Origin of the sequence: Nocardioides sp. SLBN-35, from assembly GCF_006715725.1 — a bacterium.
Classification (GTDB): Bacteria; Actinomycetota; Actinomycetes; order Propionibacteriales; family Nocardioidaceae; genus Nocardioides.
This window is the reverse complement of sequence record NZ_VFNU01000001.1, coordinates 5,097,864-5,111,523: the sequence shown is the minus strand read 5'-3', so window position 1 is coordinate 5,111,523 and position 13,660 is coordinate 5,097,864. Positions and strand designations below refer to the sequence as shown.

The window sequence follows — 13,660 nt, the reverse complement described above, 5'->3', positions numbered from 1 at the left end:
TGCAACCTGGGTGGGTGGTCACCACGTTGGGTGCGTCATGGAGCGGATGACCGATGCGTGACGAGGACGAGTTCGTCGCCTTCGCCCAGGGGGCGCGCGACCGGCTGCGCCGTACGGCGTACCTGCTGTGCGGCGACTGGGACCGGGCGGCGGACCACGTCCAGGACACGCTGATCCGGGTATACGTCGCGTGGCCGCGGCTGACCCGGGCCGGGCGCGAGTACGCCTATGCCCGCAGGGCGCTGGTCAGCGTGGTGCTCGACCACGCCCGGCGCCGGTCGAGCACGGAGCTGGTGGTCGAGCCCGACCACCAGCGGCCCGACGGCGTCGACGTCGCCGAGCTGGTCAGCGCCCGGGAGACCCTGCTGCAGGTGCTGGCCGGGCTGCCGCCGCGGCAGCGGGCCTGCGTGGTGCTGCGGTACTTCGACGACCTCAGCGTCGCCGACACCGCGAAGGCGCTGGGCTGCAGCGAGGGCACCGTGAAGAGCCAGACCGCGCGTGCGCTGGACCGGCTCCGCTCCGTGTTCGAGGACTCGTCGCTCGGCGAGCTGACCCTGGGAGCTGGAACATGGTGAACGACGTTCGCGCACTGCTGCACGACGCGGCGGCGACCCCGCCGGGTGACGACATCGACCTGGCCGCGGTCCTCGACGGCGGCCGCCGACAGGTACGACGACGCCGGGCCCGGTTCGCGGGCGGGCTCGCCGTGGCGGTGGCCGGTGCCGTCGCCGCCGGCGCCCTGGTGGGCCAGGGGACCGACGGCCGGGACGCGCCGGAGGCGAGCCTGGTGCCGCGCCCCGACGGGCCGGTGGTCCGGCTCTCCGATGCGCGGCCGGCGAAGGAGGGCACCGACTACGAGGTGCTGGCGTCCTACACCAACGAGGACCTCGACGCCGCCAACGGGCAGTACTACGACGGCGTCACCGAGGACGGGAGGCTCCTGTTCCGCGACGGCCCCCACGGGCCCGACAACGCGGTCCGCTACGCGCTCCTCGATCCCGCCACCGGCGCGAAGGACTGGCTGCCGGACTTCCCAGAGCACCAGCAGGTGTTCCCGCTCGAGCTCGGAGCCGACCGGATCGTGCTGCTCACCTTCCGCACCGGGAGCGGCAACGGCGTCCGGGCGTGGACCTACGACCGCACCTCGCGTGCGTGGTCGTCGGTGCAGTGGCCCGGACTGCCGCGCAAGGCGGACGTCTTCCAGGCCGACCTCGGCCCCGACGGCCGGCTGTACCTCGGGGTGCCGGCCACCGCCGGGTCGCCGCCTCCCGGCGGCTGGCCCACGGGCCCCGACGGCGAGGCGGAGGACGCCGGCGCCGAGGGGGAGACCTACGACGTGTGGTCGGTCTCGTTGACCGACCCGGCCGACGTCCGCGACGAGCACCTGCGGGCCGGCGACCTCGCCTTCACCGACGACGCGATGATCTGGACCGCGGCCACCAACGGCATCAACCGGCGCATCCACGTCCGCGACCTCGCCACCGGCGCTGAGCACGACTTCGACCCCCACTCCGGCAAGCGGTGCAACCTGCTCGGCTTCGGCGCGAGCGGCGACCGGATCGTGCTCAGCCAGTACTGCGGCACCTACGACGACGGCCGCGACGACCGGGTCCAGGTGCTCGACCTCGACGGCCGGACGATCACCACCCTCCAGGACGACGACATCGGCGGCGGGGTGAACGGCGACCTGGTCCAGGTGACGTCCTACAAGCGCGATGCGGCCGGGACCTACGTCTACGAGCTCGACAGCGGCCGGTTCCTCCGGGTCAGCGAGGCGGTGTCCTCCTACTCCCTCGGCGGTCCGACGCCGGCGGGCTACGTGTTGTGGGACACCCCTGTCGGTACGGCGAGCGGCCCGCAGGAGCCGATCCCCGGGGCCACCCAGTGGCTGGCGCGCTGGCTTCCCTAGATGAGTAACTCCAAGGGGTCGCACGCTCCGCGACGCTCACCACGCACGCTGGCGGCGTTGCAGACGCTCGACGTGCGCCCAGCATGGCCGCAACCTAGGTCTGAACGAAGTGGCCTTTGCCAGCGCACGCGTCGAGCGCCGCTCGCGTGCACGATCCCTTGGAGTTACTCATCTAGCCCGCTCCTAGACTCGGAGGTGTGAACGAGATCCTGCGCCCCGTCGTCCGTCCCCGTCGCCTGCGGACCTCGGCGGCGATGCGCGACCTCGTCGCCGAGACCACGCTGCGGCCCGAGCAGCTGGTGCTGCCGGCGTTCGTGCGCGAGGGCGCGAGCGAGCCGACGCCGATCAGCTCGATGCCCGGTGTCGTCCAGCACACCCGCGACTCGCTGCGCAAGGCGGCGGCCGAGGCGGCGCAGGCGGGGCTGCGCGGGATCATGCTGTTCGGCGTACCGCAGGTCAAGGACGCCACCGGCTCCGGCGCCACCGACCCCGAGGGGATCCTCAACGTCGCGATCGCCGACGTCGCCAGCGAGGTGGGCGACGCGCTGGTCGTGATGGGCGACCTGTGCCTCGACGAGTTCACCGACCACGGCCACTGCGGGGTCCTCGACGCGGCCGGCCGGGTCGACAATGACGCCACCCTGGTGCGGTACGCCGACATGGCGGTCGTCCAGGCCGAGGCCGGCGCCGGCATGGTCGGCCCCAGCGGCATGATGGACGGCCAGGTCGCGGTGGTCCGCGACGCCCTCGACGCCGCCGGGTTCACCGACACCGGGATCCTCGCCTACTCCGCGAAGTACGCCTCCGCCTTCTTCGGACCCTTCCGCGAGGCGGTCGACAGCTCCCTGCAGGGCGATCGCCGCACCTACCAGCAGGACGGTCGTCGCAACGCCAACGAGGGCGTGCGCGAGGCGCTCCTCGACATCGAGGAGGGGGCCGACGTCGTCATGGTGAAGCCGGCCCTGGCCTACCTCGACGTGCTGCGCCGCGTGGCCGACGCCGCGAGCGAGCTCGGCGTGCCGACGGCGGCGTACAACATCTCGGGGGAGTACTCCATGCTCGAGGCGGCCGCGGCCCACGGCTGGATCGACCGCGAGGCGGCGATCCTCGAGACGCTCACCTCGATCCGGCGCGCCGGTGCGGACATCATCCTCACCTACTGGGCCACCGAGGCCGCCGGCCTGCTGAGCTGACCTTCAGCGCGGCCAGCTCCTCGGCCAGGGCCCGGTTGCGGGCCCGGAGCCGCCGGTTGGCCTTCCGCTTCCTCTCGAGCGCGGCGGAGGCGGCGTCGAACGCCCCGCGGGTCCCCTCGAGGTGGGTCCACAGGTCGGAGATCTGGGTGATGGCGCCCTGGTGGGCCGTCGCGACCTCCCGGGCGTACGTCGTCGTGACGCTCAGGCTGGCCCCCAGCTCGGCGAAGGCGCGGGCGCGGAAGTCGCGCTGGGCAGTGTCCGAGCCGAGCAGCGCGGCGGCGATCCGCCGGTTCTCGGCCGCTCGGTCGGCCAGGTCGACGTCGGTGCGCTCCGCGTCGGGCAGGCTGACGCCCTCGACCGCGTACCGGGTCGCCAGCTGCAGGCCCGGGGTGTCGAGGAAGGCGCGCCACATGTGCAGGTCGCTCCACACGTCGGCGGGGGCGGGCTGCCAGCCGTGGACCAGCCGGCGGTACGCCGCGAGCCGGTAGCCCGCGACGCTCGGCCCGAAGAGGTTGAACCTCTCGGTGCGCATCCGCTCCCGCGTCGCCGGGTCGGCCAGGTCGCCGAGGTGCACCGCGATCTCGCCCTCGGGCGTCAGTCGGACCTGGAGCAGGTTGCCGAAGTCGGCGTCGGCGAGCAGCTGCCGCAGCTCGGCGAGGTGTCCGGGGAACCAGAGGTCGTCGTCGGCGATCTGGGCCACCAGCGGGCGCGTCGCCTCGTCGACCTCCTCCAGCACCCGGTGACGGTGCGCCTCTCCGTGCCGCTCGCCCTTCGGCAGGTCGAGGACGCGGACCCGCGGGTCGCGCTCGGCGTACTCCTGCGCGAAGGCGGCGGTCTCCGGCGGCGCGCCGTCGCAGATCACGACCAGGTCGAGGTCGGTGACGCTCTGCGCCAGCACCGACTCGATCGCCGTCCCCAGCATCACCGGTGGGCGGTGCACCGGGAGCAGGACGGTGAACCCGGTCAACCGCTCGCGCCGGGCAGCCCGGCCATGGTCCGCAGGGTCGCGATGGCCCGGACCACCGCGAGGGCGTCGCTCGCGTCGGACCGGGGCGGCGGGCCGCCGGCCAGGTGGTCCAGGAAGGCCCGCAGCTCGGCCGCCAGGGGGAGCTCGGCGCCCACCGGCCGCTCGCGGGTCTCGGGCGTGATCTCGACCCCGTCGACGGTCCCGGCCAGCACGATCCGGTCGTCCCAGGAGTCGGCCAGCTGGCCGGAGCCGTGCTCGCCGACCACGACGACGGTACGACGGTTGACCGGGTGGTCGGCCGACACCTCGCAGGTGACCAGCGGTCCGTCGTCGTCGCGCAGGACGGCGAGCAGCCCGCTGCCCGAGGCGTCCGCCGCAGCCGCGAACCGCGGCTGCGGGACCCGGCCGAGGATCTCGACCGCGATCGACAGGTCGTGGGGGAGCAGGATCCACACGGCGTCGACGTCGCGGTGCGGGTTGCCCCAGCCCAGCCGGTGGCTGGTGATGCTGCGCAGCGGGCCGAAGGCGCCGCTGCGGGCGAGCCGGGCGAGCTCGAGGATCCCGGGGTGGTAGCGCCACTTGTCCATCACGAAGATCCGCTCGCCGGCGGCCGCGACCAGCTCGGCGGCACTCTCCGCGTCGGCGGTCAGCGGCTTCTCGACGAACATCGGCCGCTCGCGGGGGAGCAGTGCCCGCACGCACTCGGCATGCCGCACCGTGACCGGCGCGATGACGTAGCCGTCGGCATCGGGCAGGTCCGCGGCCGACGCCACCACGGAGGCGGCGCCGCCCCCGAGTGCGGCCTGCCGCGAGGCCTCCGACGGCACCGCGACGTGCACCTCGGCGCCCAGGGCGCGCAGGTCCCGGAAGATGAGCCGTCCCCAGCGGCCGAAGCCGACGAGGCCGACGACGGGTGCGCTCACGCCTCGACCCCGGAGAGGTACGCCGCGCGCATGGTCGCGAAGTCCGGGGCGCCCCGGTCCCGCTCGGAGAGCAGCGGGTCGGGGTCCAGCCGCCAGTCGAGGCCGAGCGCGGGGTCGTCGTAGCGGCAGCCGAGCTCGTCGGCGACGTCCCAGTAGCTGTCGACGCCGTACAGGTGGACGCTCGGCACCGGGAACCAGAAGCCGTGGCACACGCCGGGCGGGATCGCGACGGCCGTGGGCGCGTCGGCGTCGATCGTCAGCACGGCGGAGCGTCCGGTCGTCGGGCTGTCGGGACGCAGGTCGTGCAGGCCGAGGACCAGGGTGCCGGCGAGGACGGTGAGGTAGTCGTGGTGGGTGACGTGCACGTGGACCCCGCGCAGCACCCCGGCCCGGGAGCGGACGGCGTTCCACTGCACCGGGCGCACGTCGAGCGGCCACTCGTCGCGGAACACCTCCACGAACTGTCCCCGCTCGTCGGCGTGGGCGGTGAGGTCCACGACCCGCACGCCTGCCAGCGCGGTGTCCTCGCCCGTGAGTGCCACGTCTCCTCCTCCGGGCCTCGGTGGAGGCCGCGGGAAACGGTAGTCGCTGGGTGGGCCCACGGCAGGAGAAACACGAGAGCCCCGGACCAGGGGGGCAGTTCCGGGGCTCTCGCGGGTCGTGCGTGGGCTACGGCTTGAGGCCGTAGCTGAGCAGGCAGTTCAGCAGCTGCACCGACTGGGTCAGCTTCGGGTACTCGGCCTGGCAGGCGCTCGCCGCCTGCTGGCTGGTCAGCAGGCCCAGGACGCCGCTGATCAGGTTCGAGGTGACCGCGCCGGCGCCCGTGTCGACGTCGTTGAGCGGGCCGGGCAGCTCCGGGAGGCTCGGCGCGGGGCTGCCGCCGCCGGTGCCGCCGCCACCGGTGCCACCGCCGCCGGTGCCGCCGCCGTTGTTGCCGCCGTTGCCGGCGTCCGCGGGCGGTGCCGGGAGGGTCGGGTCGGCGGACGGGGTGCCGGTGGTGGTGCCCTTGCCGCCCTTGTTGCTCTTGAACTTGCCGGGGCCGCTGACGTCGAAGCTCGGCGGCTCGGGGACGACGTAGCCCGCGGCGGTCGAGTTGTTCGGCACCGAGGTGAAGTCGCCCTCGAGGTAGGCGTTCATGATCTTGAGGACCAGGTCGACGTAGGCCTGGCTGTGGTTGTAGCGGTAGACCGCGGCCCGCTGGCCGACGACCGTGGAGAGGTCGCCGTCGCCGGAGCAGAGGTAGACGGCGGCGGCCAGCGCCGCGTCGTCGATGTCCTGCGGGTTGCGGGCGGCGTCGTCGTCGGCGTCCACGCCGACGACCTGCCAGGTCGAGGGGATGAACTGCATCGGGCCGACCGCGCGGTCCCACTGGGTGTCGTTGTCGTAGACGCCCGCGTCGGTGTCGGAGATGGCCTTGGTGTTGGCCTGGCCGTCGAGCGCCGGGCCGTAGATGCCGGGGGTGGCCACGCCGTCGTTGTCGAGGACGTTGCCGCCGTGGCGACCGTGGTTGGACTCCACGCGGCCGATCGCGGCGATGAGCTGCCAGGTGATGTTGCAGGACTCGTCGGCGGAGTTGATGACCGTCTCGGCGCGCTGGTAGGCGGCCAGGGCGGCGGCCGGGATCGCGTTGGTGGAGGCGGCGGAGACGATGCCCGCCTCGTTGCCGTCCTCGAGTCCCTCGATCGAGGCCGGGTCGGAGAGGCTCGCGGGGTCCTCGATGGACTCCTCCGGGACGCTGGTGCCGTCGGTCACCTGACCGGGCGTCTCGGCGGCCTGGACCGGCGAGCCGATGCCGCCGATGCCGGCGACCGAAGCGGTCCACGCTGCGGACAGCAAGGCGAGCGGGATGATGGTCGCGACGCGTTGCAGTCGCCCCAGACGCTTCCTCGACATGTGTAACTCTCTCCCCTGGCCACGAGTGGCCCCGTTCTCGCGGGCTCTCCCTCAGTGCCCACCTGTGCACCGAGTCAACGAATCGTGACACACCCGCGTTACGGGTGTCACATGATCCCGCACACAACGTCGCGCCCGTGCTATGGGCGCGGTGCACAAAACAGGTGGCCGGGATGAGGGCCATTGGGACCCATCGGCGACAATGGCGCGGTGTCCGCACCCCTGACCTCGACCTCCGAGGCCCTCTTCGCCCGGGCCCGTGAGGTGACCCCCGGCGGCGTCAACTCCCCGGTCCGTGCGTTCAACGCCGTCGGCGGTACGCCGCGGTTCATCCGCTCGGCCTCCGGGCCGTGGCTGACCGACGTCGACGGCAACGAGTACGTCGACCTGATCTGCTCCTGGGGGCCGATGCTCCTGGGCCACGGGCACCCCGCCGTGCTCGACGCCGTCCAGGCGGCGGTGGGCCGCGGGACGTCGTACGGCACGCCCACGGAGGGCGAGGTGGCGCTCGTGGAGGCGATCGTCGCGCGCACCCCGGTCGAGCGGCTGCGCCTGGTCACCTCCGGCACCGAGGCGACCATGTCGGCGATCCGGCTCGCCCGCGGCTTCACCGGCCGCGACGTGGTCGTGAAGTTCGCCGGCTGCTACCACGGCCACGTCGACTCGCTGCTCGCCGCGGCGGGCTCGGGCCTGACCACCTTCTCCATCCCCGGCACCCCGGGCGTGCCGGCCAGCTCCACCGAGCTGACCCTGGTGCTGCCCTACAACGACCGCGAGGCGGTCGCCGCGGTGTTCGCCGAGCACGGCGACCGGATCGCCTGCCTGATCACCGAGGCCGCGCCGGGCAACATGGGCGTCGTACCTCCCGCGCCGGGGTTCAACCGGTTCCTCGCCGAGACCTGCAAGGCTCACGGCGCGCTGTTCATCAGTGACGAGGTGATGACCGGCTTCCGGGTCTCGGAGGCCGGCCAGTGGGGAACCGACGGCGCCGTCGAGGGCTGGGCCCCCGACCTGATGACCTTCGGCAAGGTGATGGGCGGCGGCTTCCCGGCCGCCGCGTTCGGCGGCCGCGCCGACGTGATGGCCCACCTCGCTCCCGAGGGCCCCGTCTACCAGGCCGGCACCCTGGCCGGGAACCCGGTCGCGACCGCCGCCGGCCTCGCCACCCTCACCGCCGCGACCGACGAGGTCTACGCCCGGCTCGACGTCGTCGCCGACGCGCTGCGCGCCGGGGTCGCGGAGTCGTTCACCGCTGCCGGGTTGCCGCACGTCATCCAGTCGACCGGCTCGATGTTCTCGGTGTTCCTCACCGAGGCCCCGGTGACGAACTTCGCGCAGGCGCAGGGCACCAGCGTGCCGGCGTACGCGGCGCTCTTCCACTCGATGCTCGACCAGGGCGTGCACCTGCCGCCGTCGGCCTTCGAGGCGTGGTTCGTCTCCTCGTCCCACGACGACCGGGCCGTCCAGCAGATCCTCGACGCCCTTCCGGTGGCTGCCCGCGCCGCCGCCACCGCCTTCGGAGCCGCGCTGTGAGCACCCCCGACACGATCGTCCACCTGGTCCGTCACGGCGAGGTCCACAACCCCGAGGGCGTGCTCTACGGCCGCCGCGACGGCTTCCACCTCTCCGACCGCGGGCGCGCGATGGCCGACCGGGTCGCCGAGGCGCTCAAGGGCAACGACATCACGGTGATCCGCTCCTCGCCGCTGGAGCGCGCCCAGGAGACCGCCGCGCCCCTGGCGTCCGCGCTCGGGCTCGAGGTCGGTCGCGAGGCGCGGGTGATCGAGTCCGCCAACCGGTTCGAGGGCCTGACCTTCGGCAAGGGCAACAACGCGCTGCGCAACCCGCTGCTGTGGCGCCACCTCTACAACCCGTTCAAGCCGTCGTGGGGCGAGCCCTACCGGGCGATCGTCGAGCGGATGATGGCGGCCGTCCACGACGCGCGTCGCGACGCCGCCGGTCACGAGGCCGTCCTGGTCTCCCACCAGCTGCCGATCTGGACCACCCGCCTGGCAGCGGAGAAGCGCTCCTTCCTCCACGACCCGCGCAAGCGCCAGTGCACGCTGTGCTCGATCACCTCGTTCGGGTTCGCCGGCGAGGAGCTGGTCGAGATCTCGTACGCCGAGCCCGCCATCGACCTGATCCCGACCGGCGACATCGCCGCGCCGTTCTCCGCCGGTGACGCACCGGAGGAGAACCGGCCGGAGGGGACCCCTTCGGCATGAGACGTCGTGTCGTCGCCCTGATCGGGCTGGTCTTCCTCGCGTCCGGGTGCTCCCGGATCGGCGGCACCGGCGACCAGAACTACATCAACGGCGACCAGCAGCTCGTCCTGGTCAAGGCCGCCGACCGGCAGCAGCCCCTCGGCATCAGCGGTACGACGATCCAGGGCCAGCCGCTCGACATCGCCGACCTGCGCGGCAAGGTCGTCGTGCTCAACGTCTGGTGGTCCGGGTGCGGGCCGTGCCGCAGCGAGATGCCGATGCTGGTCGAGGCCGAGGACGAGCTGGCCAAGGACCAGCCCGACCAGGTCGCCTTCGTCGGCATCAACATCCGTGACCTCGCGCCGGAGACCGCGGCGGCGTTCGAGAGGGACCGCGGCGTCGACTACCCGTCGCTCTACGACCCGGGCAGCGAGACGCTGCTCGACATGGGCAAGTACGCGCCGTACGCGCCCCCGGCCACCCTGGTCCTCGACCGTGAGGGCCGGGTCGCGGCGCTGATCAACGGGCCGGTCCCGTCGAAGACCACGTTGACCACCGTCGTCGAGGACACCCTGGCGGAGTCCGATGGGTGACTGGTTCCGCGAGCAGGCGCTCGCCGGCGGGCTCGGGATCGCCGTCCCCGTCGCGATGGTCGCCGGGCTGGTCTCCTTCTTCTCCCCGTGCGTGCTGCCGCTGCTGCCGGGCTACCTCTCCTATGCGACCGGGCTCTCCGGCGCCGACCTGGCCGCCGGTGAGGCGAGCCACCGCCGAGGCCGGATGCTGCTCGGCTCGGTGCTCTTCGTGCTCGGCTTCGCGGTCGTCTTCGTGTTCGCCGGTACGGCGTTCGGCGGCCTCGCCTCCCAGCTGCAGCGCTGGCAGGACACCATCACCCTCGTGCTCGGCGGGATCCTCATCGTGCTCGGGCTGGTGTTCGCCGGGTTCGTCCCGTGGCTGCAGCGCGACGTACGCATCCACAAGCTGCCGGGCGTCGGCCTCGGTGCCGCCCCGCTCATCGGCGCGCTGTTCGCGATCGGGTGGACGCCCTGCGTCGGCCCGACCTTCGGCGTCATCCTCAACCTCACCTACGCCGACGGCGGCACCGCCGCCCGCGGCGCGCTGCTCGCGCTCTGCTACGCGCTGGGCCTCGGCATCCCGTTCGTGATCGTGGCGCTGGCCTACAACCGCACCGTCGGCGCGCTGAAGTGGGTACGCCGCCACCAGGCCACCGTGATGCGGATCGGCGGGCTGTTCCTGGTCGCGATCGGCCTGCTGATGGTCACCGGCTGGTGGGACCACATCGTCCAGTGGGCGCAGCTGCGCACCGTCGACTTCGGGGAGACGCTCGTATGAGCGGCCCCGACGAGCGTCGTGCCGACGGGCGCCGGTCCGGAGAGCTGACGGCGCGCGAGCTCGGCCGGTGGACGTGGCGCCAGATCACCTCGATGCGCACCGCGCTGATGCTGCTCCTGCTGCTCGCGCTGGCCGCCATCCCCGGCTCGGTGATCCCGCAGGCCGACGTCGACTCGCTCGCCGTGACCCGTTGGAAGGACGAGCACCCGAAGCTGACGCCGGTCTACGAGAAGCTCGACCTGTTCTCGGTCTACAGCTCGCCGTGGTTCTCGGCGGTCTACCTGCTGCTCGTGCTGTCCCTGGTCGGCTGCATCATCCCGCGCCTGTTCGTCTACTACCGGGCCCTGCGCGCCCAGCCGCCCGCGGCACCGCGCCACCTGACCCGCATGCCGGTCCAGGCGTCGTACGACACCGAGCAGGAGCCCGACGAGGTGCTGGCCCGGGCCCGCCGGGTGCTCGGCCGCCGCCACCGGATCCGCAAGGCCGGCGAGGGCGACGACTTCGTGGCCGCCGAGCGGGGCTACGTCCGCGAGGCCGGCAACCTGGTCTTCCACCTGTCCCTGCTGATCGTGCTCGCCGGCGTCGCGATGGGTGGCCTGTGGGGCTACCAGGGCGGCGTGATCCTGGTGCAGGGCACCACCTTCAGCAACAACCTCACGCAGTACGACGACTTCAAGCCCGGTGGCCTGTTCCGGCAGAGCCAGATGGAGAACTTCCGGTTCAGCGTCGACAAGTTCTCCGTCGACTGGCTCAAGGAGGGCCCGCGCTTCGGCCAGGCCCGCAAGTTCCAGGCCGGGCTGACCTACCGCGTCGGCGACGGCGAGCCGAAGAAGTACGACCTCAAGGTCAACCACCCGCTCGAGATCGACGGCACCGACGTCTTCCTGATCGGGCACGGCTACGCGCCGGTCATCACGGTCCGCGACGGCACCGGCCAGGTCGTGTGCACCGGGCCGACGGTCTTCCTGCCACGAGACGCCAGCTTCTTGTCGTACGGCGTCGTGAAGTGCCCGACCGCGAAGCCGGGCCAGATCGGGCTCGACGGCCTGTTCTTCCCCAGCTTCGAGATGAAGGACGGCAATCCCGTCACCGTCTTCGGCGACGACCTCAACCCGACGCTGTCGATGCTCGCCTACACCGGCGACCTCGGGCTCGACGACGGTCGCTCGCAGTCGGTCTACGTCCTCGACAAGGCCAAGGCGACCCAGCTGAAGAAGGCCGACGGCAAGCCGCTGCGCGTCGACCTGCAGCCGGGTGACTCCGTCGAGCTGCCCGACGGGCTCGGCTCGGTGACCTTCGACCGGGTGGACCCGTGGATCCGGGTGCAGATCAGCCAGACGCCCGGCAAGGGGATCGCGCTGACCGGCGTGATCCTCGCCCTCATCGGCCTGTGCTGCTCGCTCTTCATCCGGCCGCGCCGGGTGTGGGTGCGGGCGGTGCCCGTCGGTGCTGATGGGGACGGCAGCGGCACCCGGGTCGAGGTGGCGGTCCTCGACAGATCCGGAAATGGTGAGATGGACGAGGTCCTCGCCGCCGTACTCGACAAGCTGCGGGACGAACCCGAGAACGTGAGGCAGTCATGAGCAACACCGCGTGGGAGACTCTGAGCAACCAGGCCGTCGCGACGGCCGGCGTCGTCTACTTCCTGGCCCTGGTGGTCTATCTGGCCGAATGGGCCTCGCTGCGTCAGCCGGCGGCCGACCGTGAGCTGGTGGGCGCCGGCGCCGCGGCGGACGCGCCGACGGCGGCGGAGCCCGAGCCCGAGGGCGCGCGGACGGCGTTCCTCGGCCGGCTCGGCATCCTGCTCACCTCGATCGCCTGCGCCGCCCACTTCGTGGCCCTGGTCGGCCGCGGCATGGCCGCGGACCCGAACCGGGTGCCCTGGGGCAACATGTACGAGTTCACGCTCTCCGGCACGTTCGTCGTGGCGCTGCTGTACGTCGTGCTCTACAAGAAGTTCGCCCTCGGCTGGATGGGCCCGCTCGTCGTCGGCTTCGTCGTCGCCACCCTCATGCTGGCCGTGATCTGGCTCTACGACGCCGTCGCGCCGCTCACCGAGGCGCTGAACTCGCCGTGGCTCGTGATCCACGTGGTGTCCGCGATCACCGCGACCGGCGCCTTCACCCTCGGCGGCATCGCGTCGGCCATGTACCTCGTCCGGATGCGCGCCGAGCGCCGCGCCGCCGCGACCGAGCGGCCGCTGAGCCGATGGATCGGGCGGGTCCCCCAGCTCGACGCCCTCGACCGCCTCGCCTACCGGGTGCACGCCTTCGCGTTCCCGGTGTGGACCTTCGCGGTCCTGATCACCGGCCCGATCTGGGCGCACGAGGCCTGGTCGCGCTACTGGAACTGGGACCCCAAGGAGGTGTGGGCGTTCATCACCTGGGTCGTGTACGCCGGCTACCTCCACGCCCGTGCCACCGCCGGCTGGAAGGGCCGCAAGGCCGCCCTGCTCGCGCTGCTCGGCGTCGCGACGCTGTGGTTCAACTTCATCGGGATCAACTACTTCTCGACCACGAGCCAGCACTCCTACGCGGCCGAGCGTGTTGTCGACGCAACTACCGGACTTGTCGCCGAACTGCCGTTCCGGGGACGAATTCGGTAGTTGAACCGGAGGCCGGCCGACTCAGGCGTCGGGTGAGTCCGGCGGCTGCGGTGTGTCGCGGTGTCGCTCCCGCTGGCGGCGACGCCACTCGAGGTCGCGCAGGAAGCCCTCGTCGTCGTCAGGGGCGACCGGACGGGTGGGCGGGTGCGGCTTCGGCGTCCGACGACGCGCCGGCTGGTCGCCGTCGCCGTGCTCCTGCAGCCAGCGGACCGCGAGGTAGGTCACGGCCGCGAAGACGAGGACGACGAGCAACAGCTTCACGTCTCCAGAGTAGGACCTGGGCGGTGAGATCGTTCCCCCTCCCGATGACCTTCTCCGCGCTTCTCCGGCCTAGGCTGGACAGGTGAAGGAGTTCTGGATCTACACGGCCCTGCGCGCGGGCCTGTTCATCGGCGCGTTCTGCGTGGTGGGCGGCGTGTGGCTGCTCGTCGCCGACACCGTCAACGTGCTGTGGGTCATCGTGATCGCCTTCCTGGTCAGCGGCGTCGCGTCGTACGTCCTGCTCGAGCGGCAGCGCTCGGCGTTCGCGGTGAAGGTCGAGAACCGCGCGGGCCGGATCACCGAGAAGTACGAGGAGATGCGGTCCAAGGAGGACACGGAGGACTGAGGCGAAGCC

The 13,660-nt window shown here is 72.4% G+C and carries 15 protein-coding genes; 10 read left to right on the top strand and 5 right to left on the bottom strand.

The window, feature by feature from the left end:
* Positions 1-53 precede the first annotated feature (53 nt).
* The 3 genes from FBY23_RS24565 (at position 54) to hemB (ending at position 3,102) form a co-directional block, all read left to right on the top strand.
* Positions 54-575, top strand: a complete 522-nt coding sequence (locus tag FBY23_RS24565; protein ID WP_141800540.1) for a SigE family RNA polymerase sigma factor — start codon at positions 54-56, stop codon at positions 573-575.
* Positions 569-1,909 carry a hypothetical protein gene (locus FBY23_RS24560; RefSeq protein WP_141800539.1) on the top strand — a complete coding sequence of 447 codons (1,341 nt, stop codon included), beginning with the start codon at positions 569-571 and terminating at the stop codon, positions 1,907-1,909. Before FBY23_RS24565 ends, FBY23_RS24560 begins: the two co-directional genes overlap by 7 nt.
* Positions 1,910-2,163: 254 nt before the next feature.
* Positions 2,164-3,102 (top strand): porphobilinogen synthase, encoded by a 939-nt coding sequence (gene hemB, locus FBY23_RS24555; RefSeq protein WP_260806606.1) that lies wholly within the window; start codon positions 2,164-2,166, stop codon positions 3,100-3,102.
* On the opposite strand, the gene FBY23_RS24550 is transcribed toward hemB, so the two are convergent.
* The 4 genes from FBY23_RS24550 to FBY23_RS24535 form a co-directional block, all read right to left on the bottom strand.
* Complete coding sequence (locus tag FBY23_RS24550; RefSeq protein WP_141800538.1) at positions 3,062-4,069, bottom strand: glycosyltransferase family 2 protein; 1,008 nt, start codon at positions 4,067-4,069, stop codon at positions 3,062-3,064. The genes hemB and FBY23_RS24550 overlap by 41 nt on opposite strands.
* Entirely contained in the window at positions 4,066-4,992 is a 927-nt protein-coding gene (locus FBY23_RS24545) for a Gfo/Idh/MocA family protein (RefSeq protein WP_160158363.1), read from the bottom strand. Before FBY23_RS24545 ends, FBY23_RS24550 begins: the two co-directional genes overlap by 4 nt.
* On the bottom strand, positions 4,989-5,534 hold the full coding sequence (locus FBY23_RS24540) for a dTDP-4-dehydrorhamnose 3,5-epimerase family protein (protein WP_160158362.1): 546 nt from the start codon (positions 5,532-5,534) through the stop codon (positions 4,989-4,991). Before FBY23_RS24540 ends, FBY23_RS24545 begins: the two co-directional genes overlap by 4 nt.
* 127 nt (positions 5,535-5,661) lie before the next feature.
* Complete coding sequence (locus FBY23_RS24535) at positions 5,662-6,885, bottom strand: lytic transglycosylase domain-containing protein (RefSeq protein ID WP_141800535.1); 1,224 nt, start codon at positions 6,883-6,885, stop codon at positions 5,662-5,664.
* Between the two features lie 210 nt (positions 6,886-7,095).
* On the opposite strand from FBY23_RS24535, the gene hemL reads away from it, so the two are divergent.
* The 6 genes from hemL to ccsB are packed head-to-tail and all read left to right on the top strand — an operon-like array spanning position 7,096 to position 13,044.
* Entirely contained in the window at positions 7,096-8,418 is a 1,323-nt protein-coding gene (hemL, locus tag FBY23_RS24530) for a glutamate-1-semialdehyde 2,1-aminomutase (protein WP_141800534.1), read from the top strand.
* Entirely contained in the window at positions 8,415-9,110 is a 696-nt protein-coding gene (locus FBY23_RS24525) for a histidine phosphatase family protein (protein ID WP_141800533.1), read from the top strand. Before hemL ends, FBY23_RS24525 begins: the two co-directional genes overlap by 4 nt.
* Positions 9,107-9,682, top strand: coding sequence for a TlpA disulfide reductase family protein (locus tag FBY23_RS24520; RefSeq protein WP_141800532.1), 576 nt, complete (start codon positions 9,107-9,109; stop codon positions 9,680-9,682). The genes FBY23_RS24525 and FBY23_RS24520 overlap by 4 nt, the downstream gene beginning before the upstream one ends.
* Complete coding sequence (locus FBY23_RS24515) at positions 9,675-10,439, top strand: cytochrome c biogenesis CcdA family protein (protein ID WP_141800531.1); 765 nt, start codon at positions 9,675-9,677, stop codon at positions 10,437-10,439. Before FBY23_RS24520 ends, FBY23_RS24515 begins: the two co-directional genes overlap by 8 nt.
* Positions 10,436-12,022: a cytochrome c biogenesis protein ResB gene (locus FBY23_RS24510; RefSeq protein WP_141800530.1), complete on the top strand. Its 1,587-nt coding sequence runs from the start codon at positions 10,436-10,438 to the stop codon at positions 12,020-12,022. Before FBY23_RS24515 ends, FBY23_RS24510 begins: the two co-directional genes overlap by 4 nt.
* Positions 12,019-13,044 carry a c-type cytochrome biogenesis protein CcsB gene (gene ccsB / locus FBY23_RS24505; protein ID WP_141800529.1) on the top strand — a complete coding sequence of 342 codons (1,026 nt, stop codon included), beginning with the start codon at positions 12,019-12,021 and terminating at the stop codon, positions 13,042-13,044. The genes FBY23_RS24510 and ccsB overlap by 4 nt, the downstream gene beginning before the upstream one ends.
* Positions 13,045-13,065: 21 nt before the next feature.
* Here ccsB and FBY23_RS24500 read toward each other — a convergent pair whose 3' ends face one another.
* On the bottom strand, positions 13,066-13,305 hold the full coding sequence (locus FBY23_RS24500) for a hypothetical protein (RefSeq protein ID WP_141800528.1): 240 nt from the start codon (positions 13,303-13,305) through the stop codon (positions 13,066-13,068).
* An 82-nt stretch (positions 13,306-13,387) separates the two neighbouring features.
* On the opposite strand from FBY23_RS24500, the gene FBY23_RS24495 reads away from it, so the two are divergent.
* Positions 13,388-13,651 (top strand): DUF4229 domain-containing protein, encoded by a 264-nt coding sequence (locus FBY23_RS24495; RefSeq protein WP_141800527.1) that lies wholly within the window; start codon positions 13,388-13,390, stop codon positions 13,649-13,651.
* Positions 13,652-13,660: the final 9 nt, after the last annotated feature.

Coding starts and splice junctions, on each gene's coding strand:
- FBY23_RS24565 (WP_141800540.1), top strand. CDS start 54: ATGCGTGACGAGGACGAGTTCGTCGCCTTCGCCCAGGGGGCGCGCGAC.
- FBY23_RS24560 (WP_141800539.1), top strand. CDS start 569: ATGGTGAACGACGTTCGCGCACTGCTGCACGACGCGGCGGCGACCCCG.
- hemB (WP_260806606.1), top strand. CDS start 2,164: ATGCGCGACCTCGTCGCCGAGACCACGCTGCGGCCCGAGCAGCTGGTG.
- FBY23_RS24535 (WP_141800535.1), bottom strand. CDS start 6,885: ATGTCGAGGAAGCGTCTGGGGCGACTGCAACGCGTCGCGACCATCATC.
- FBY23_RS24520 (WP_141800532.1), top strand. CDS start 9,107: ATGAGACGTCGTGTCGTCGCCCTGATCGGGCTGGTCTTCCTCGCGTCC.
- FBY23_RS24515 (WP_141800531.1), top strand. CDS start 9,675: ATGGGTGACTGGTTCCGCGAGCAGGCGCTCGCCGGCGGGCTCGGGATC.
- FBY23_RS24510 (WP_141800530.1), top strand. CDS start 10,436: ATGAGCGGCCCCGACGAGCGTCGTGCCGACGGGCGCCGGTCCGGAGAG.
- ccsB (WP_141800529.1), top strand. CDS start 12,019: ATGAGCAACACCGCGTGGGAGACTCTGAGCAACCAGGCCGTCGCGACG.